Raw genomic sequence first — 21,221 nt, 5'->3', positions numbered from 1 at the left:
CATTTACTGGAATAACCATAGTTCAAATTAGGTGAATAAGGTTTGAGGATTTCGGAAATAAATCTTTGCTGTTAGGTTTTAGTAGCTGAAGTAATTAAATTTACGGGTTTCTAAAAATAAATTTATTTTAGCGCTTCTTTTTAATTCTGATGAATAAAACAACCTTATTGAGCTGTAATCAACTTCTTGATATATTTTCTACATCGCATATTGCCACTGCAATATATACTACCGACAATTTAATTATTGAAGCAGCAACGGATGCTATGATCCGCTTTTGGGGAAAGGACAGATCTATTATTGGTTTGCCATTAGCTCAGGCAGTTCCGGAATTACAAGGCCAGCCTTATATTGATCTGCTAAGAACAGTTTTAAAAACGGGTGTAATGAATACTGGGAAAGGTGTGCCTGCAGTATTGGAATCAGATGGTGTTTTAAAAACGACCTACTATGATTACGAGTATAAAGCTGTGAAAAATGATCAGGGTGAAAGTTATTGCATTTTACATTATGCAACAGACGTAACAGAGCGCGTTTTAGGATTACAGGCATTGGAGAATGAGAAGCAACTACTTGTTAATTTAGAAAATGAGCAGTCTTTAAATGAAGAATTACATGCTATTAATGAAGAATTAAATAATAGTAAACAGGAGCTTTATAAGCTTAATGCTGTGTTGGAAGACCGTGTAGTTGAAAGGACAAAAAGTCTGGCCAGGAGTGAAAATAATCTACGCTATCTTATCAATGATGCTCCGGTAGCTATTGGCGTGTTATATGGGACTGATCTTATCATTGAATCTGCTAATCAATATTTACTGAAAACCTGGGAAAAATCAAGTAAAATTATAGGAAATACACTTTATAAAGCTATCCCTGATCTGTATGAACCTTCTTTTTTCTCGTCATTGGCCGAAGTAATTGAAAGTGGCATTCCTTACGTAGGAAGTGAAGTTCGGGGAATAGTAGAAATTAATGGAAGGAAAGAAGAAATTTATACTGACTTTATTTGTAAGCATTTATTAGATGAATCTGGTCAGACAGGAAGAGTCATCGTCATTGCAACGGATGTTACAGAAAAGGTTAAATCAAGGATTATAATAGAACAGGGAAAACACAGGCTGAATGAGATGATCATGACGACCCCTGTGGCAATGGCACTATTTAACGGTAAAGATCTCATCATTGAACAGGCAAACCATGCCATGCTTGCCGACACCTGGCATCGTCAGAAAGATGAGGTACTAGGCAAGAGACTAATTGAAGCATTTCCAGAACTGGAAGGACAGCAGTTTCCACAATTATTGAAGGATGTATTTGATTCCGGAATTCGTGTGGCCATGCCTGAAGTACCGGTAAAAATTGTACTTTCAGATGAATCGGTTAAAGAAATTTATGTTAACTTTTCTTATGATCCGCTGAAGAATAAGGATGGTCAGGTGGAATCAATTTTAGCTACAGTTATCGATATTACAGCCACTGTGACAGCAAGACAATTGCTGGAAAGGAGTGAAGTTAAACTTCAGGTGTCATTAGAAGAACTTGCCGCAACTAATGAAGAGCTTCAGGCCTCGTCAGAAGAATTAGCCGCAACTGTAGAGGAGCTACAAGCTTCTTCAGAAGAACTGGCTGCTACAAATGAGGAACTTCAGGCATCAATGGAAGAATTAGCTGCAACCAGTGAGGAAATAGCAGCTTCACATGAAGAATTGTTGAGTACGAATGAAGAATTGCTAACTACGCAGGATCAGTTAGAACAAATGGTTTTAAAGATCAGAGAGAGTGAAAACCGCTTTAAATTTTTATTGAATTCTATCCCTCAACAGGTCTGGACAGCATCACATGATGGTGCGCTGAATTATTTGAATGAAAGGGTATGTACTGATTTTGGTTATGAGAATGAAGTGATTATTGGTCATGGATGGCAAAAATTCATTCATGCTGATGATTTGCCAGCGGCTTTGGCTAGTTGGGCAGATGCGCTAAAAAATGGTAAAGAGTATTTAGTCGAATTCCGTTTGTTATTTAATGATGGAACTTATAGGTGGCATCTTGCAAGAGCGCTTCCTTTAATAGAGAATGGCAACATAACTTTATGGATTGGTACAAATACAGATATTCATTTGCAAAAAACCAATGAGCAATTGAAGGACGAATTTATATCAATTGCCAGCCATGAGTTAAAAACTCCATTAACAAGTATAAAGGCTTTCAATCAGTTGATTGTTAAGACTAAAGATCAGAATAGGTTAAATGCGTTTGTGATTAAATGTTCTGATAATATTACCAAGCTGGAGAAACTGATCGCTGATTTGCTTGATGTAACTAAATTAAATGCGGGAAAGATTGAGTATAATATGGCTCCGTTTAGTTTTAAAAAACTATTAACTGATACTATAGAGAGTGCTCAGCATATATTTCCTTCTCATCAGATTATACTGGAGACATGTTGTGATTTTGAATTTACTGGTGACCAGTTCAGGCTGGAACAGGTAATCAATAATTTCCTGACCAATGCGGTGAAATATTCTCCTCAAGGGAAATTTGTCCTGGTTAATAGTAGCCTGGATGATGAACATGTTTCAGTTTCTATAAAGGATTTCGGTATTGGTATTGCTCCTTCCCATATCAACAGGTTATTTGATCGTTATTTCCGGGTTGATAGTACGGCTATGCGATTTGAAGGTTTAGGCCTTGGCTTATTTATTTCTTCTGAAATATTAAAACGACATAGTGGTGAAGTAGGAATAGAGAGTGAACTTGGAAAAGGGTCAACTTTCCATTTCAGACTTCCGTTAATTCCAAAAACAGCAGCACTGGAGATCGGATTTTAATAGTTTACCTGATTTGATATCCTAAAGACTGGAAAGTTTTAGCTGATCCATCGAACATTGGTTATCATAGTTTCGATTGTATCAGCTAAAACATTTATTTCATTTTCAAATCTATACTACTTATCTTTCAGGAAAATCACTTAGTTTTTGAGATTATAAATTTACACTACTGATGCGTATTTTAATTATCGAAGATGAACCTGCGGTTCTTAAAGAATTAGTGTGGTTTATTAAACAAGATCATCAGCTTATTTTACTTGGTACTGCTACCAATGTTAAAGATGCTTTGGTACTAATTAAAGCTACTGGACCAGAGCTTATCTTAATGGATATCCAGTTAGTGGATGGTACTGCATTTGATATTTTAAACCAACTTGCGGCTATCTCTTTTAAAATTATATTTATTACCGCATATAGTCATTTTGCTATTAAGGCGATTAAATACGGTGCCTTGGATTACTTATTAAAGCCATTAGATGAAATGGAGTTAAAAGAGGTATTAAACAGTATTAAACGAGATAAAGAAATTGAAAGTTTACAGTTGAGTGAGCAATTGGCTATTGTGAAAAATAATGTGGAATACAAGGATATTAACCTGGAGAGCAGGATAGTTTTACATTCTTTGGATTTTTTGCAGATATTACAACTTAAGGAGATTATTTATTGCCAGAGCGATGGGGGATATACTACTTTTTTCTTATCAGAAGGACGGAAGCTGATGATCTCTAAACCGTTAAAGTTCTATGATGAACTATTGCCGGAAAAGTGGTTTTTAAGACCGCATCAATCTTACTTGGTTAATGTCCTGCATATCGATAAATTCTTGAAGGCTGGTACCATTGTAATGAAAGATAAAACTGAAATACCGGTGGCTAGCAGAAGAAGAGATTACATTATACAGCATTTCAAACAGATTGTTTAATGAAATGTGATTATCAAATCGTATGGTTACTCGTTATACTTTGCTGCTTTTCCTGCAAGCGTGAAGAAAAAAAGGTCTCAAATGAGGGAAGGCTAAGAAAACTCGCAGCATTAAGAGACACGGCCGAGGTACAAAAGAAAAATGCAGATCTTGATAGTAGACTGGCTTTCTGGAATGAGCAAATAAAGGATCCACACTATATTAATGATCCAGTTTTACAATCCAAAATACATTATTACATTGCAGGAGTCTTTTATGGCAAAAATAAACTGGACTCTATCAAATCCCATATGCACATAGCCTGGGAACTAATGGAGAATCAAGCTGGATACGATGCAGAAATGGTATTGTTGTATTCCGGACTCGGCAATATCGCACATAAAGAGCAAAAACTCCATCAGGAGAATTACTATCTTAACAGAGCCGCCCAAATTCTTTATGCAGATAGCACATTGGATGTTTTACCAAAGGCGAAAACTTCGGTCTATTTTGCAGCTGCACAAACCAGTGCAAGACTAAAGCAATTTCAAACTGCTTTTGAATACAATAGAAAGGCCCTTGCCTTGTTACCAAAGCTGCCAAATGATATTGATGCTAAATTTAGAGGTTATAGCCAAATGGCATTATGTTTTTTCAACTCCAATAGTAATCTGGATTCCCTTCATACCTATATAAAAAAAATGGAAACAGTTTACCAACTGCAACCTGATCTTGAAAAAGAAATTTTTATCGCAGACAGGAAAGTAGGTTATTTTATAAAAAAACATCAAATTGATTCTGTATTCTTTTACAATAGAAAGCGTCTGTCATTGAATCTTACTGATATAACCAAAAATGGAGAAACTGCAAATAGTATTACTTCTGGTAGTCTGTTTTCTATTTATTCGGATATCATATCCTTATTTATCAATCAGAAACAAATAGATAGTAGTTCATACTATCTGAAAAAGTGTGAAGAATTCAAAAAGAAGTATCCCAATGTAATAGATGACGAACAGGCATTGTCCTTGCATAAAAACCTTGTTAACTATTTGTTTGCGACTAAACAATATGCCAGGGCTGAAAGAGAGCAAGAATTGCTTTTGCAAAATAATATCCGCATTTACGAAATTGAAAGTGCCCGCTCTATTTCCGAAATGAGCACAGTTATCAATCTGCAGGCAAAGGATAAATCAATTATTAATTTGAATGCTACTGTTGCATTATCTCAGGAAAGACTTCAGAGTAATCGCTTATGGCTGGCGCTATCTGCATTGGCAACCTTGCTGGCTGGTGTTTTGGCCGCATTAATTTATTACATACAGAAGCAAAAATCATTTCGAAATGAAAATGAAAAAACACAGCTTGAGCAGCGTTTGCTTCGCACACAAATGGAACCTCATTTCATATTCAATACGCTATCTGCACTACAAAGTTTTGTAAGGTTTGATGAGAAAGAGAAAACGCTAAAATATTTAAACCAGTTTGGAAGACTATTGCGTAGTAGCCTGGAACTTTCCAGAGAAAGTCTGGTTCCTTTAAGTGACGAGGTTGAAACTTTAGAAAATTATTTAAGCTTGCAACAAATGCGTTTTGATGACGCCTTTGATTATGAAATTAATCTCCATGACCAACAAGAACTAGATAGCATTTACATACCACCCATGCTAATGCAACCATTTGTAGAGAACGCATTGTTACATGGCATCGACCAGAATGCTAAGAAAGTGCGTATCTGCATTGATTTTATATTTCATGATAATTTACTGGAAGTGACCATTATTGATAATGGTAAAGGGATTACAACCCATCCTGAGATGGAAAAACACACCTCATTATCAACCACTATCAGCAAACAACGATTGGCAATCCTGGCCAAAGAAACTGGGCTGCCTGCAGGTATTATTGTGAAGAGTAAATCTGGTGAAGGAACTAAAATTACGATCACCATCCCTTTCATGGCTACTAAAATCGGATAAAAACTCTTTACAAATAATAAAACCGGGCTGACGTATACTTAGTAAAGGTTAACGAATAATAGGTTGTGAAATCATTATAAAACAGAGGTTGTATTTTTAGTTAACTGATGGATTTGATTCATGCGAATGTCGAAACTCAAATCCAAATAAATATCAAGGGATAAATAGTATGAAAGTCCGTTTATTAACCATTTGTCTGCTGTTAGCGATGCTAAAAACTTTTGCAACTTTAAGTGATAAGCTTGATACTTTACATATAGATCTTGATAAAGATTTGGTAGAGGACAGTGTGATTTTCGATAGAAACAGCGCAAAATTAATTTGCAAACTATCTACACAGCAATTCAAAACGGTATCGAGCAAAACTTTTGATTTTGAAAAAGTATCATCTGGTATTCATGCTACCAAAAAAGGATTTAAGTTTAGTAATAACTATATGCGAACCGGTTACGACAGTGAATTTGCCTATAATAAATATACTGGACAAATACAGCTCATTGAAATGAAAAGGTATGAATTTGGTCCTGCAAATAATGATGGTAGTGGTGAATCTATTATTGATATGCTAACCAATATTTATATCGCCAATTGGAACTATTACGATTTGAAAAAAGACAAGCTGATTAAAATGCCTCCCATTCAACGAAAAATGATTTTGCCAGTAATCTATTTATCAGACTATAGTGACGATATTCTTTTAAAATACCAGGATTTAAGTGTAAATATTTTCGAGGCTCATAAAGCGCTGCTAATTAAGAAAAGTAATACACAGATATCAAGAAAAACTTTCACAAATACGCTTGGTAAAAACGTTTTACAAGTAAATGTCTTTAATCCCTGTGCTTCAAATATCCCGCCATGGGATGCAGATTCATGTACTATTGAGGCTAAATTGACAAATAGTAAAGGAGTGATGAAAGTGCTTTATGATTATCCTGAAGCTAAAATGAGCTTAATATATTTTGATTCACAAGAAGTTATAGTGCGAAAAATAAATGGTTTAAGTGCGGTTATTATTCCGTTTTATTATTGTGGTAATAGTGAGGAGTATGACCGAAAAGTATCTTATATTATATTTTATAAAAACCTATCTTATCTGTGCCATTTAAATTATAGTTGTGAGAACGAAGATGATTGCAGACTCCAGGCCAAAAAGGTTTCAGGCGGGAATCTTTTCCCTTTAGCCTTACAGAGATACTTTCTTCAGTATGTGAGCGCTAAACATCGAAACAAAAAGAGCTTTCATCAAGACTGAAAATTGAATGAAATAATAAACAAATTATTCAAATATTGATCAAAAAATATAGTTATATGAACAAATTGCGCTTGTTATTTTTACTGCTTGTCATTGTAAATTCTTACAGTTCTACGTACGCTTTTGCAGAAGCTGATGAACCGGGTCTGCCTGAAAATGATTTCAATAGAACATTTGTAGGTACGATAAATAACAAAATAGATGTAGTTTTTAGTTTGAAAAATAAAAATGGGCAGTTAACGGGTTTTTATTATTATAATAAAATAGGTGTGGAGATTAATTTGATTGGAAATATTAATCATGGTAATGTTGTGTTGTATGAGCTGGATTACCAGAATATTAAAAGAGCTAAAATTACGTGTCAGCTTCTTAAAAACACTTTTTTTGGTAAATGGGAGGATTTATCAACTGGAAAACTTCTTCCAGTACAATTAAAGCAAACTAATCAAAGTATTCCTCTTTTGCCCAAAACCTTAATTGGAACCTACAGATTGGCTAAAGAGGAAGGCTGTAACTTAACTATAGAAATTTCTAAAAGTAAAGGTGGATATTATTATCATTTTAAAAGTACAAAAAGAACTTTAAAGGGTAAAGTTACATTCAGCAGAAGCTTAAACGAAAAGGTCGTATATATCAATTTAAATGGAATAGAATGGGCCGGGTATAGGGGAGATATAAGCAGATTAGATCCTGAAGATGAAGGTCAAAAAATCGAAAACCTGCCAACAACAGTTGAGGGCTTATTGAGCGATAATGAAATTATAATACAAAATTACGGTAATGCAATGAATTCTTATACGAAACTTGGCGAGTGTAGTGATGAAAAATATATTCACCTCAAAAAGTATTGATAATTGTAAAAACATTAACCTATATAGACTCAAAAATGGATAATAAACCTTTGTCAAAACACCTTAATACCAGAGTTGGAATAATTGTTTTCCTGGTTATCATAGAATTGATTTGTGCTGTTGTATTGGAAAATAGTGCGCATAAAGATGGGGAAACTTACGTGTTAATCTATTCTTATGTCGCTTTTGTTTTTCCTGTACTATTTGGTTTATGGTTTTTAGCACTATTGGCAGATACGATTGTTTTAGCTTTTAAAAGGAAAACTTATTTAAGAAATATCAATTTAATAATCATTTTATTCACTGTAGTTCTATTGTTTATGGTCCTGGCTTTCTTTAGCAAAAAGTAAAACTTAGCACCAATATTATGATATTCATGCAAAATTCAACAAAGAAATCAGAGCCATTATCCGCAATTTTTAAATTAAAATATTGCGTACTGGCAATTTTGTTATATACTCCGACTGGCTGTTTATTTGCACAGGGAGATAATCTTATTGTTGCAATATCAAGTTCAATAACAGAATCAGATATTGTGATCCCAAAGAACTGGAAAAAAATAGTGCAAAGTAAAGGTGATTTAAATAATGATGGTTTAGCTGATTTGGTTATCGTAACACAAGATACTGTAGATGATACTGCTCCCTATAAATTACAGGTGTTTTTTACTCAGCCTGGTGGTCAGCATAAACTAATTGTGGTTTCAGATAAGATCATTAGCCCCCAGTTTCCAAACGGTAAACATGGATTACGGTCGGATGCTGGTTTTGACACTATTACCATCAATGAAAATGTGATTACCATCAAAAATCAGTTAACAAGAGGAATGTTTTTACACAAATTTAGATATCAACATGGAAATTTTGAATTAGTCGGGTTTAAACATGAAGGTTCTGATGGTTTAGGTACCTTTTACAAAGAAGATTTTAACCTGTCAACAGGTATTCATTTTTACAAAGAGGAACGTTACGATACTGGTACCGTCACTCTTAAAAGAAAAGAGAAAAAACTGATCAGGCCATTGCCCAAATTACAAAATTATGTTCCTTTTGAAAAGGATTTTTAATAAATGTCTTTCTTCCAAAGGAGTAATAACTTATCCATTTGCTTTATGAAATTCAAACTCATATTTTGTTTAGTATTTTCTCTATTGATAGTCAAGACTTCAGCTCAAACTCAAAGCGTTTATGAAAAGACTACTGATTCGCTATTTCAGACTGGCCAGCAAGAAAAAATAATCCTATATCTGGAAAAGGAGGTGAAAAAGCATCCCAAAAGTGACACATTATTGCGGTTGATGGGATCATATTATCTCCAAAAGAAGAACTTCGAGCTTGGCGAAAAATACTATCGTGAGGCTTTGGTAGTTAATCCGGCATGTGCACGTTGCTATATGAATATTGGACGTATTAGTGCCAGTAAAAGAGATTTTAGCCAAGCTTTAGCAGATCTGGATAAGGCGGTTAATATGGCGCCAGGAGATGCATTAATTATCTCAAACAGGGCAAAAATAAAAGAGTACACTGGTGATCTTTCTGGCGCATTGTCGGACTATAACAAAGCAATAAAACTAGCGATTGGAAATACTGATAATTATTTGGAACGTGGCTTGATTTATAGCCGTTTAAATCAAAAAGAGAATGCTTTACAGGACTACTCGCAAGCTATTAAATTAAATCCTGTAGATATTTCAGCTTATTTAAACAGGGCAGAAGTTTATTACGAACTAGAGAATCTGGACGCATCTTGTAAAGATTATGGCACTGCTAAAGCACTTTTACAAAAGGGAAAAATTGATAATCCAGCACTGACAAAAGCCATTGAAGCATCAATAATAGATTTTTGCGATGTTAACAGCGCAAGCTATTATTACCAGCGAGGTATAGCGTATTATAATTTAAAACAATATGATAAGGCGCTTAAAATGTATACTTTAGGTTTAGAAAAATTCCCTAAAAATGCGATGATACTATCTTTTAAAGGGAATACCTGCCTTGCTTTAAGAGATTATAAAAATGCTTTGTTAAATTATGCTTTATCGTTAGAAAATAAGGGGAATTTAAGTGCAGAAATACAAAATAATCATCGCTTTGCATCCACTGCTAATCGTATAGATGCACAGGCATTTTATAAGGCTACAATAGCAGCTGTTTATTACAATATTGCAGAGTGTCAGATTTATCTTGAGGATTTTAATGAAGCCTTGATAAAAATGAATGAGGCCTTAGCAGTTGCGCCGAATAAAATCAATTTTAATAAAGAAACCTATTTTAACAGGCGAGGAGTTATTTACTTAGGATTGAACCATTACGACCTTGCACTATCAGATTTTAACAGGAGTATTGAGATCAATAAAAACTATGCCCCAGCCTATGTAAACCGCGCTTTAGCCAGAGTAAGCATTACTGAGAAAGTAAAAAAGACAAGTTTTAGTTTGGTTTCCAACTTACCAGACCAGCCTTTTCACCTCCATTGGCAACCGAAGAAAAAGACATTGTCACAGAAAGAAAATCTCAATATTATTTCAGCACTAAGTGATTGTAATACCGCAATTGCTTTAGACAAAAACCAAGGTTCTTTTTATTATGTCAGGGGACTTGTTAAGCAAATTTCAGGTGAAAATGATTACTGTATCGATTTGCTGATGGCAAAAAAAATGGGGTTCTTAATAGAAGAATCACTGCTAAAAACATGTAATAAGAAGTAAATGTTTAATTAAACTACATTTCGACTGGCAATGAGTTTGTCCCGGATAAAATAAATTGGCTCGAATAATAGATGATCAACAGCGATTTTCACTTTGAAGTCTGCGAATAATAGTTTACGGCAGCTGGCTTTTTTTCTTAAGGAAATAACATATTAGCTTTGATTGAGCAAATAAATTTTTATGACTTTAAAATCTGTTATTTCCGCTATTCTTGTCGCCGTATTTAGTTTGTTTTGTATGCTAGGTACACAAAATGCTGATTTAAACTTAGGTTTTGCAGCACTCTGCTGTTCTCCCTATGTTATTTTGATGACCATGCTCTATTTTCATTTTAACTTTATTCGTAAAAAGCTAAACTTTCTCCAAAAGCCAAATATCTTCCTCGAACTTTTTTATGGTTTTGTGTTTTATCTTGCTTTTAGTCTGCTTTTGCCAGTGCTGTTATTTGTGAATTCAATCGGTGATGATTATGAACACAGGCTATATGCCGGCTTATGGTGGAACATTTCAGAAATGCTTCCTATATTTTTAAGTCTGAGCATCTTCCTGACTCTTTTTAGCAGTATCATCATAGTTTGGGCTCTTAAATCATCTAAAATACTAATTCCTGTTCTTATTGGATGTATTATTTTGACACTGATGGTATCCAGTGTAACGAGTGACATACAGTATCATAATACAACAAAAAAAGAGGTTGCAAAAATTACGGGTAATATACAAGATGATAGATATGAATTCTACGGTTCAATGAGCAATCCGACAGGCTACCCTGTGCAGTTGTACAAAGGTCGTTTTATATTTCAAGACGATGATGGTTATCAATTTACTTTTAGTGAGGGCAACGGTGTAAATTACAAAGCGAAATGGGGGGCAGAAGGAACTAAAACTCGTACCCAAGTAATGTCGCTGCCCAAAGCAATAGATATTACCTGGTATTCTTTTGTAGAAGATGTTTTTTACAGGGTGAATAGCCCTGTAGATTATAATAAGTTGCTTACACTATTCAGCAAACCTTATGCGGAGAAAAGACGCAAACGGATTGTTGAGGAAAACTATAACTGCATTGTGATGGGGTTGGCGCCAGGTGGTGTATTGGTGGTTTGGGCGACTGGTAATGGGCGTCGTAAAGTGGAGATTGGTTGCTATCAAGGTGAAAAAATAGTGATTGCAAAGAAGGTCTCTGATACGAATGAGATGGAATATGGTGACGTGTTTAATCAGAAATGGCGCAAAAAAGTATTAACTGACACCTTGATAGTACCTTCAAAAACTCAGCAACTTACAAAAAACAAACCCATTCCTTACGGGTATTGGGATAAACTAACAACAAGTTATAACTGGCGTCCTAAATTTATAATATCACCTGAAATAAAAGTCTATGATGCGGATTTTAGTTTTTACAACGCTGAGCGCTTTGTGTTCTTTGATGAAGGTTTGCATAATAGTGTATATGAGAAGCGTGGTGTACCGGAAAATGTATATATCAAGTGGTATGATAATAATGACAATCGCTGTGCTGTAGATTTTGATTTTAATGAAGAGCAGGTATTTAAAAAGTTTAATACCTTTTTTAACGTCAAAAAGAACACCCGTGCTGAAATAGAATTTAGCATTGATAAAGAGAATAAAATTGGAAGAGCCATACTGAAAAATGGAGAAAATCAGCTTCTGCTTTTAGAAACTGAAATTCTGGAATATGGGAAGAGTTTTTAAAGGATGGAATAAATAGATAATTTTCAATATTATTTTAATCTGCATTTCTAGTTATTATATTTCTGCTCTGAAATTTTTACCCATTTCTTTACCAAGTGTATAATAATGTCTGAAGTTATATATAAGTGGAGACCATGCAGATGGATTAATATGATCTTGATTGATTACTAAATTTTCATGAGCCCTTACATTGATAACTTTGACTTGTACTGCAGCAATTAAAGGAATTCCGTCAACACCATACTCTATGATATAATAATTTTGCAAAATACATTCTAATTGCATAGGACAATTAGCTAGTGCTGGTGGAGTAACCATTTCAGCATCCATAGGTGAAAAATTTCCTGCTGAAAACTTATCTGCCTCATATCTATATTGGTGTCTTTTACTTTCCGGTACAGGATTTAATCCTGTTAAATTGGAAATCTTTTCAATGTTTTCATATAGGTCAGCAGAAGGTAAGTTGACTACACATTCTTTATTTTCAATGATATTTTGGTAAGTTTTACTATCACAACCTAGTCCTAAAAGTAAATTGTAGCCTAAAGCCCAAACAGAAGATATAGGTCCAATATTTGCCTTTCTCTCTTTATCAATGGTTGTAATTAGTGCTACAGGAGTACCAAAATATAGTATTTTGGGTTTTATAGTTAAAAAAGGGAATTTATCTGTTTTGTACATAATGAAATAAAATTTACTATTCACAAATGTCTGCCATTCCTTGAATATATAGTTCAATCTAAACTGAACTATGTATTGTTGTGCTTGAAAAATGGAAAAGTTTTAGAGACAATGATGTACAAGTTTTACGAGGTTCCCTATGCGTATAAAGATGGTATTAAAGATTGTTTAACAGCTTAGAAAGATGACATGTAACATCAAAAATAGAGATACATGCCATCCTTTATTTTTATAAAAAGCAAATCAAATGATTTTGGTAGTCGAGCAGATAATGATGGTCATTAAAGAACACAAGTGGCAATATGGTCCTGTTTCCTGGACCTGAAACAGTTTTATGCCGGGCATCAACGTAATATTTATAGGAAAAGTCCTTTAGGTTAAATTGCATTTCCGTTCCGGGCTGAACATCTGATACACTGGTGAATGCAGGATTATAAAGATAGGTACAGCCAGGTGTTCCGGTATCAAACAATACATTGGTTTTTATAGCCAGACCATTACATTGTACATCTGTCGTTGCTGTAGATGAATAGGAGCCATTCTTTAATCTTTTCTGTTCATAGATGTGGAGACCACTTTCCATTCTATCAGTTATTCCTATTTTAAGCATCGGAACAGGGTACATACCATCTTTAACATTCCCATAGATATAATCATTAATGGGATCCAATTCAATCCCTGCATGTAAATCGCCTGAATAACTGACATAATCAAAAGGGCTTTTCAGTTGTTTACGTGAGGTTGCGTTATCATCGTTAGAAACGTAGGAACTGAGAACTCCGCAAATGCCGTCGTTCACTGGATCAACTTTTGCTGGTTGTTGTGTAAAAATTACTATTCCTTTGTAGACCAGCAAAAAAGGCATTTCCCTGGTGGTGACATTATTGGATTCATCTCCTAAGGTTACTGTTGCATAAGCGATCTGGCCGAAGTAGCGACGCTTTTTCTCTTTGATTGCACCGTAAGCGCATGAGTCTTGTATATCCGTGATACGAATCCCGTTAATTGTTATTGAGCTTTGACCGTTCATTGTGATTCCATCTTGTGTGATCATTTCTGCGGGCAACACTCTGGAAGCGTTAAGGACGAGTCCTTGTGATCCGGTATCAAATGTGGTGTTTAGTTTGAATCGTTTTGATCCAATTTGCACAATTGGAAGGATCAGTCTTTTGGAGGTATTATTTTTCTTTTTTACGAGTAAGTTAATTGTGACGGGATGATTTAGTGTGTTATTGGGATCTTCATTTTTAACAGGGGTACTGTTGGTTTTAGTGCTAATTAGCAATAATAGTGTAAGTGAAAAGATTATAGCTATGTTTTTAAAGTGAGGCATAGTAGGATAAAATATAAGGGTGTGTTATATTTTTGAGAGTTGGGATTTGTTGAAAAGATTAATCGGTTATTGTAAAATAAATGAGAGGGGGATTAATTCGCAATTTCAGGACATAAAGATTTCTGGCACTAATTGCCAAGTTCCAATTGGTTTTTAACCAGATTGTAGTATTCTTTTCTTTGTTCAACCAATCTCTGGTGACTACCTTGTTCAACAACTTCGCTATGTTTTAGAACAATGATATGATCAGCATTCTTCACTGTTGAAAGACGGTGAGCAATGATAACAACGGTTTTACCTTTAAAAAAGGTTTGTAAATTGTCATGAATTATTTTTTCATTTTCAGCATCAAGCGCAGATGTGGCCTCGTCAAAAAAAATGTAATGCGGATTTTTATATACTGCCCTGGCAATTAAAATCCGCTGTTTTTGTCCTCCGGAAATTCCATTTCCAGAGGCTCCAATTTTGGTATGGTAACCCAATGGCAAATCATTAACAAACGATTTTATATTGGCAACTTCAGCAGCATGTTCCAATCTGTCGTTATCAATATTCAGATCGCCAGTTGCTATATTTCTTTCTATAGTATCAGAAAAAATATAACCGTCCTGCATAACTACTCCACAGTTTTCACGAATGTTTTTGGGAGATAAACTCAAAATATCATCCCCATTGTAAAAAATACTTCCATTCGTGGGGTCATAAAATCTTAAAAGCAGTTTCATGAGGGTAGTTTTCCCACTACCACTGGCACCAACAACTGCTGTAACTTTCCCTTCAGGAATAAATAAGTCAATATCTTTTAGTACAAAAGGTGATTTAGGGCCTTCATATTGGAAAGAAATATTGGCCAGGCGGATGCCTTTCAGCATACCATTGCCTGTTAATGAATTGTTATCAAACTGCAAATCATTAAAATCAGATTTTTCCTCTTCGGGATGATTTTGAACTTCATTAAGTCTGGACAAGCTTAATTTAGCATCTTGTAAGGAACGGAAAAATGTGATTAGCTGACTGACTGGAGTATTCATTTGCCCTATAATATAAGAGACACTAAGAAGTGCCCCCAGGGTCATGTGGCCTGATATAACAAAAGAAGCTGCAAGAAAAGTAACCAGAATATTTTTTAACTGGTTGATAAATTCAAAGCCGGATAGCTGTACTTGATCTAATTTTAATATTCGAATATTTATGTTGTATAATTTAAGCTGTATCTGCTCCCATTGCCTGCGTTGAAAGTCTTCGAATTGGTTAAGCTTCATTTCCGATACTCCATTAATGATCTCATAAATAGATTCTTGATTTTCGCTTCGGCGCTGGAACCTAAAGTAATCTAATGCTTTTCTCTTTTGCATCCAGAACAGAGACCAGGTAATAGATATAATGGTTAAAAACACATATGTAACAAGAATTCTGTAATCATAATACCATAACACAGCAAAAAAAACGGAAAAAGTAAGCATTGAAAAAAGTGTTAAAAGGCTTTGTGAGGTAAGAAATTGCTCTATACGCTCATGATCCTGGATACGCTGATTAAAATCACCTAAGAGTTTTGTATCAAAAAACCTGATAGGGAGCTTCAATAGCTTTCTCAAAAAATCAGAAATAATTTGAATATTAATCTTTGTCCCTACAGTGAGCATAATCCAGTTTCGGAAAATTCCAGTGACTATACTGCCTATGAAAAATGCTAGTTGAGCAAGTAGAATATAACTAATCAAGGATAAATCTTTTTTATTCACTCCATCATCTATGAGCATTTGTGTCAAAAGAGGGAATGCTAATGTAATTAGCGTTCCTGCAAGTAAAAGCATGAATAACCAAAATATATTATGTTTGTGTGGCTGCAGATAACGAAGCATGTATTTAATCGAAAGGTTTTCCTCTTCAGGAGGCTGCTGCTGAAAAAAAACATCTGTTGGTTCAAGAAATAAAGCAACACCCTTTTTGCCATCAGAAAGCCATGCTTTTTTAAATTTCTCTTCAGATAAGTTAATAAGCCCGTGCCCGGGATCTGCCAACTGGTATATGTTTTCACCTGTAATTCGTCTTTTTTTTATTTTGTAGAAAACGACAAAATGATTCTGATTCCAATGAATTATGCATGGCAGCATATGGTTATCGAAGTCTTCAATTTCTAATGTTGCTGCTGTACATTCAAACCCAATCTTGTCTGCCGCTTCTTTTATGCCTAAAAGTGAAACACCCTCCCTTGTAATAAAACTTTGATCACGGAGATATTGTAGACTGAAATCCTTTCCATAGCTGGATGCAATCATCGCGAGACAGGCCGGACCGCAATCCATTTGATCGTGTTGAGGAGTAAATTTCATAAATCGGTTATATCCCTGTTAATAATAATTCATTTAGTATAGGTAGTTCTCTATTATTTCCATGCATAAGTGTAATTCCAATTCCAGCTATTCCCCAAAAAAAAGAATATTTGGCAGACGGATGGATTTCCAAATTATCTTCGTATTCAAATTGAAATCCAGCTAAAGTTTTTTTATTGGGAGTCCAATAATCAGGTATCTGATTGTACCAATAACGCGATGTTTCATAATAGATATTGCTGGAGGTCTTATTAAAAAGATCACTAAAAACATGAAACAAGCCAGAACAGCCATATAAAATACTTGAATCTTGTGTATGCGAACTGTCTAGTTTTCGTAAAGAACTAGCAACTAGCATTTGTTCGGTTATTTGGGTAAACTCATGAAATTTAAATTGTTTTATAGCATTGTGAACAGCAAATAATATCCCAAGATCTCCATAACACATGGAAAATTGAGTTTCTACTATAGAATCTGGCTGAGGAAATCTATAAGGAAAAAAACCATTGATCAAATTTCTCTTTCTATTCATCACAAAAGAAATCGCTTTATACATAACCTCTCTGACATCTGTACAATTCTCTCCATATATTCCGTAGTATGAAGTCTTTGTTAGAAAATTAATAATCATAGCTGAGCCATGTGATAAGCCCAGATAGATTTGATTATCATATGTTGGGGAAGTCCAGTAGACTTCTCTTTCATTATAAACAATAGCACTATTAATAATTGATGTTACAATTTCGTTTAGAACCTGTTTCGAGTAGGAATCTCTATCATGTTTATATTTGTTTAAGAAATAATAGCCTCCCGCCAGACTTCCACTAAAATAGTCAAAATCCTTTCTATCAATCGCCTGTTTAACTGTTTCATGTAAAACATCAGTGAGATATAGATGATATTCTGAAAAATCATAGTGGTGATCAAAGTTGTTTTGTATGAATAAAAGGCCTTTTCCAAAGCTTGACAATGTCTGAGCTACTGAATCACCTTTATATTTTGGTTTATATTCATTGTTAATAGAAACGTCTGAAAGGATATTGATTGATTCTTCAATCATCAATTCCCCTTTTTTTAAGAATTCCTGATCATCAAAATACTTCTCGCAATAATAGTAAAATAAGGATGCACCCATCTTTCCATATTCAATCGATGCATCAGAAAAGATAGGGGTGTTCTCATCTATTTCTTTTATAATACCATCAAGAAGGCCGGAAATCTCATTTTGCTTCATTATTTCTATGTTTAATTGAATAATAGGTTTTAAACATGAAAAAGTAGATGATGAATTCATGCATTCTGGCCTTTGTTAAAAAAACACGGTTCATATTCATATGAACATAATCCTGCAGTAAGGTGATGTATGAAGAATCAGATTTTGTGTCTTTTATTAAAGAGGTCAATTCCCTTATATTTTCTGATCTTCTTAAAAACGGCTCAATAAATTCCATTATTTCTGTATAATCTTTTATCCGCAGGATGGATTCCAGATAATCTCTGTTTTCTCTGTATTTTTTATCAATTGATTTTTTAAACTTTTGTACGTATTCAGCATTTGAAATATCGACATGTTCAGGCATAAATGTCTGATATAAATGTTCAAATAAACGAATTCTATCTTCAAGTGAAACTTGAAAATCGTTCATAAGCAAATCAAGTGAAAATACGCCCATTTTCCACCTTGTATCTTCTGTCAGATCATCAATTCTGAGAAAATCTAATACCGCCAGGCTATCATAATGAAATAATCTCTCTGACAATTCGATGTTTTCTGCTCCGTATCTCTCTATTTCACGATTATAAGTGTCAATCTCAAAAGATGAGATAATTTCATTATCTATAAGATCTGAAAGCTGTTTATTGAAATATTGCAGGCTTTCTTCATTAATTCTTTTCTTTATACGGAACCGCACATGATATTCCGGATCCTGAAATCTAAGAAAAAACCAGGGACATTCTTCGTCATCTTGTTCGAAACTATTGATATAGTCACCAAGTACTTCTTTTATGATAATGTCAGCGTATTTGTGGCTTGTGTAGATTTTATAGAAACTCCATTCGTCGCCAGGAATATATTTTCTTTTTTTCGTTTCTTGCTGCGCTGTAAATTCTTTGGACAACGGAATATTTTCTTCCCTGGAAGTAAAAGGAAAAATAAATTCAGATGCAAATAGTTTACCATTTTCGTCGGGTACCTGAAGTGGTTCAAAGTATTCATATAAGTAAATCGTTTCCTTAGTAATCTGTCTGGTTAAGATATGCAGACAAGTATCATTTTTAGTATCTAAAACCAGAACATTATCTCTTTCTTTGATAGTACATAATTGGGGAATATATTTATCTTTTATGACCTTTCTTAACTTTTCGACAGTCATATCCTTATCCATATCAATTCTCCAGCATGCCTCTTTCAAAATGAATTCTTTATATTCTACTCTTGGAAGAAAGCTGTTTTTTTCCAGAAATCCCCAATTCCATATAAATCCCAAATCGACTCCATAGAATTGAAAATCTCCCAAAAATTTTATAATAGGCAACTGATTCTCACCATAATTGTAAGCATTGGTGAATTTTGGTTTTATTTCTTTATTTAGCTTTTTTGATCTTAACTTTAGCTTGCCATCTTCAAAACGGATGTAAATGTCGCTGATCAGTATAACACTGTCATCATTACTTTTACTTTCCGAAGCATATGGTAATTCATAATTATGAAAATTAGGACGCTGCAGGACATTTCCTAATCTATCTTCCCGATGATGAAGCAGTTCTACATAAATGGTATTCTCGGAATCTTTTTCAGTAACTCTCTTTATATTTTCAGTTAATTCAGCATCATGATAAGCGAATCTTGATAGCACTATATTAGCAAGTGGAGTGGGAATAGGAGATACGGTAAGAAATTTAAAATTTCCAGTATCGACATCTCTTTGTGATTTACAGATAAATGACCCAAATATATGATTGTTAAATCCAAATGAAAGGGGTACGTCCTGTTTTCTGCTCGCCTGCTTTATATCTTGTTCGGTTAAAACTATGGGAGTAAAGGCATTAGAGGAAAAGCAATGGGCATATTTATCAAGAACTAGTTTAACTATAGGGGCAACACTTTCATTATTGTTTGTTTCTTTAAAAGTGAAATAGATTTCTTCCAATAATGGAGTTTCTTCAAGATTACCGCTAACCTGAAAATCATATCCTACTCCAAAATCTGGATCGAGAGCTTTAACAAGTGGCACTTCCCTCATTTCAAACTTTTTGTTGAATCTATTGGTAAAATTAACAAGTCTATGATTAACAGTACTTCTTATTAATGGAATCAATTCTTCGGCTCTTTTAGATAATAGTGAAGTAACATTCTGGTTGACAGATTTATGAGACAATGTTGCTATGGAATCAATTTGAACGATCTGCCTGTTCTCATCTATGATTTGTGTGAATTCATGAGCCTTTTTTTCGATTTCCTTAACAATGATGTTTGAAGTAAAAACATCATATATATTATTTTGAATCTTATTTATTGATTGTAAAGAGTCCGTTTTATATCCATATTCGAGCAGATATTTTTCCAATTCAGACAATGGATCTTCCAGACTGGTCATATAGGGAGGTAATTTATCAACTAATATTTTACCTTCTATCAGGGAATCAATATAGTCCATGACTTCACTGTCCTCAATATCCGGTATTTCTTTTAAAATAAAGTTTCTGATCTCTGATTTTGTAATGCCATTTTGAGATAGATCAATTATAGAGTTCAAAATAGGATTCAATGGAACTTCGGCAATCTCGTAATCATAGCGTTTAGTCCAGCTGATATATCTCCAGTTTTTTCCACTTGTATATAGCGTGTTATTTTGGAAAAAGGGAATATTATCATTGTTTTCAGCTATAATAATGTCTTTCAATTTTCTGAGAAATAACACATCCGTCCGGACCTTCAGAAGAAGGTGACCGCTCTTTAATAGTATATCAGTTTCCCCGTGGCGCATATTTCCCGATGCAAATGCCGCGAATAGACCATAAGGTGTGCATCTTGTACACATCCGGGAATAATATTTGTATAAGCTCTGCAGAACCCGGTCAGATGGATCGAAGATAGTTTTGCTATTATCCAGCCAATTCAATGTGATGTAATAGAATGTTCTTGAAGCAAAGTATAAGGCATTGAGGAAAATTGTTTCACTAAAGTATTTTTTGACTTCATTAATATCTTGTGCCATCATCGCATCATTCAGATGTTGCATATTGGCTAATGGCAGGGTTGATATTCGGACAACAAAGAAGTTGGTGGGAATCAGCGTGTTTAGTTTCAATTTCTTATGTTATAGGTGAGTAGTTCTTTAGAAAAACCAATAAATTCCATGGAAAACTATTGGCTGAATAAAAGGGAAACCATCCCAATTTCTCAATTGGGATGGTTTCAGGGGCTTATAATTGGTTAGTAGCTCCAGTTGTTGAAGTCGTAGTACAATTATTGGTTGTTGAAGTGGTTGTACAATCACCTTCTTTTACTGGTGATATTGATTTATTACCACCTTTTACAGTACTTAACTGAGCTTCGTTTAATTTTGCAATTGTTTTTTTGTTTAATTGCAATTTGCTGAATTTTTGGTCCATGATTTTGTAGTTTTAAAGTT

Annotated in this window: 15 protein-coding genes; 9 read left to right on the top strand and 6 right to left on the bottom strand. The window is 34.3% G+C overall.

Features of this window, described 5'->3' with window-relative positions:
- Positions 1–149: 149 nt before the first annotated feature.
- The 9 genes from ABIB30_RS01180 to ABIB30_RS01140 all read left to right on the top strand — a co-directional run bounded on the left by ABIB30_RS01180 (position 150) and on the right by ABIB30_RS01140 (position 12,237).
- Positions 150–2,831 (top strand): ATP-binding protein, encoded by a 2,682-nt coding sequence (locus ABIB30_RS01180; RefSeq protein WP_354298913.1) that lies wholly within the window; start codon positions 150–152, stop codon positions 2,829–2,831.
- 172 nt (positions 2,832–3,003) lie between these two features.
- The gene (locus tag ABIB30_RS01175; RefSeq protein ID WP_354298912.1) at positions 3,004–3,753 is read left to right on the top strand and encodes a LytR/AlgR family response regulator transcription factor; all 750 of its coding nucleotides are present in this window, start codon (positions 3,004–3,006) and stop codon (positions 3,751–3,753) included.
- Positions 3,753–5,711 (top strand): sensor histidine kinase, encoded by a 1,959-nt coding sequence (locus tag ABIB30_RS01170; protein WP_354298911.1) that lies wholly within the window; start codon positions 3,753–3,755, stop codon positions 5,709–5,711. Before ABIB30_RS01175 ends, ABIB30_RS01170 begins: the two co-directional genes overlap by 1 nt.
- A gap of 169 nt (positions 5,712–5,880) precedes the next feature.
- A complete protein-coding gene (locus ABIB30_RS01165; RefSeq protein WP_354298910.1) occupies positions 5,881–6,966 on the top strand; it encodes a hypothetical protein in 1,086 nt (361 codons plus the stop codon).
- Between the two features lie 35 nt (positions 6,967–7,001).
- The gene (locus ABIB30_RS01160) at positions 7,002–7,817 is read left to right on the top strand and encodes a hypothetical protein (RefSeq protein WP_354298909.1); all 816 of its coding nucleotides are present in this window, start codon (positions 7,002–7,004) and stop codon (positions 7,815–7,817) included.
- 35 nt (positions 7,818–7,852) lie between these two features.
- The gene (locus tag ABIB30_RS01155) at positions 7,853–8,167 is read left to right on the top strand and encodes a hypothetical protein (protein WP_354298908.1); all 315 of its coding nucleotides are present in this window, start codon (positions 7,853–7,855) and stop codon (positions 8,165–8,167) included.
- 26 nt (positions 8,168–8,193) lie between these two features.
- Positions 8,194–8,883 (top strand): hypothetical protein, encoded by a 690-nt coding sequence (locus ABIB30_RS01150; protein ID WP_354298907.1) that lies wholly within the window; start codon positions 8,194–8,196, stop codon positions 8,881–8,883.
- A gap of 45 nt (positions 8,884–8,928) precedes the next feature.
- On the top strand, positions 8,929–10,524 hold the full coding sequence (locus ABIB30_RS01145; protein ID WP_354298906.1) for a tetratricopeptide repeat protein: 1,596 nt from the start codon (positions 8,929–8,931) through the stop codon (positions 10,522–10,524).
- Positions 10,525–10,704: 180 nt separating this feature from the next.
- Positions 10,705–12,237 carry a DUF2931 family protein gene (locus ABIB30_RS01140; RefSeq protein ID WP_354298905.1) on the top strand — a complete coding sequence of 511 codons (1,533 nt, stop codon included), beginning with the start codon at positions 10,705–10,707 and terminating at the stop codon, positions 12,235–12,237.
- A 54-nt stretch (positions 12,238–12,291) separates the two neighbouring features.
- On the opposite strand, the gene ABIB30_RS01135 is transcribed toward ABIB30_RS01140, so the two are convergent.
- From ABIB30_RS01135 to ABIB30_RS01110, 6 genes are all read right to left on the bottom strand, one after another.
- Complete coding sequence (locus ABIB30_RS01135) at positions 12,292–12,918, bottom strand: flavin reductase family protein (protein ID WP_354298904.1); 627 nt, start codon at positions 12,916–12,918, stop codon at positions 12,292–12,294.
- 229 nt (positions 12,919–13,147) lie between these two features.
- Positions 13,148–14,251, bottom strand: a complete 1,104-nt coding sequence (locus ABIB30_RS01130) for a hypothetical protein (RefSeq protein ID WP_354298903.1) — start codon at positions 14,249–14,251, stop codon at positions 13,148–13,150.
- A gap of 128 nt (positions 14,252–14,379) precedes the next feature.
- Positions 14,380–16,584, bottom strand: a complete 2,205-nt coding sequence (locus ABIB30_RS01125) for a peptidase domain-containing ABC transporter (RefSeq protein WP_354298902.1) — start codon at positions 16,582–16,584, stop codon at positions 14,380–14,382.
- 7 nt (positions 16,585–16,591) lie between these two features.
- A complete protein-coding gene (locus ABIB30_RS01120; RefSeq protein WP_354298901.1) occupies positions 16,592–17,818 on the bottom strand; it encodes a lanthionine synthetase LanC family protein in 1,227 nt (408 codons plus the stop codon).
- The gene (locus ABIB30_RS01115) at positions 17,805–20,897 is read right to left on the bottom strand and encodes a lantibiotic dehydratase (RefSeq protein WP_354298900.1); all 3,093 of its coding nucleotides are present in this window, start codon (positions 20,895–20,897) and stop codon (positions 17,805–17,807) included. Before ABIB30_RS01115 ends, ABIB30_RS01120 begins: the two co-directional genes overlap by 14 nt.
- Positions 20,898–21,012: 115 nt before the next feature.
- A complete protein-coding gene (locus ABIB30_RS01110) occupies positions 21,013–21,201 on the bottom strand; it encodes a class I lanthipeptide (RefSeq protein ID WP_354298899.1) in 189 nt (62 codons plus the stop codon).
- Between the last annotated feature and the right edge of the window lie 20 nt (positions 21,202–21,221).

It is taken from the genome of Pedobacter sp. UYP1, from assembly GCF_040547305.1.
In the GTDB taxonomy this organism is placed as follows: Bacteria; Bacteroidota; Bacteroidia; order Sphingobacteriales; family Sphingobacteriaceae; genus Pedobacter.
This window is presented reverse-complemented; position numbering and strand designations above follow the sequence as displayed.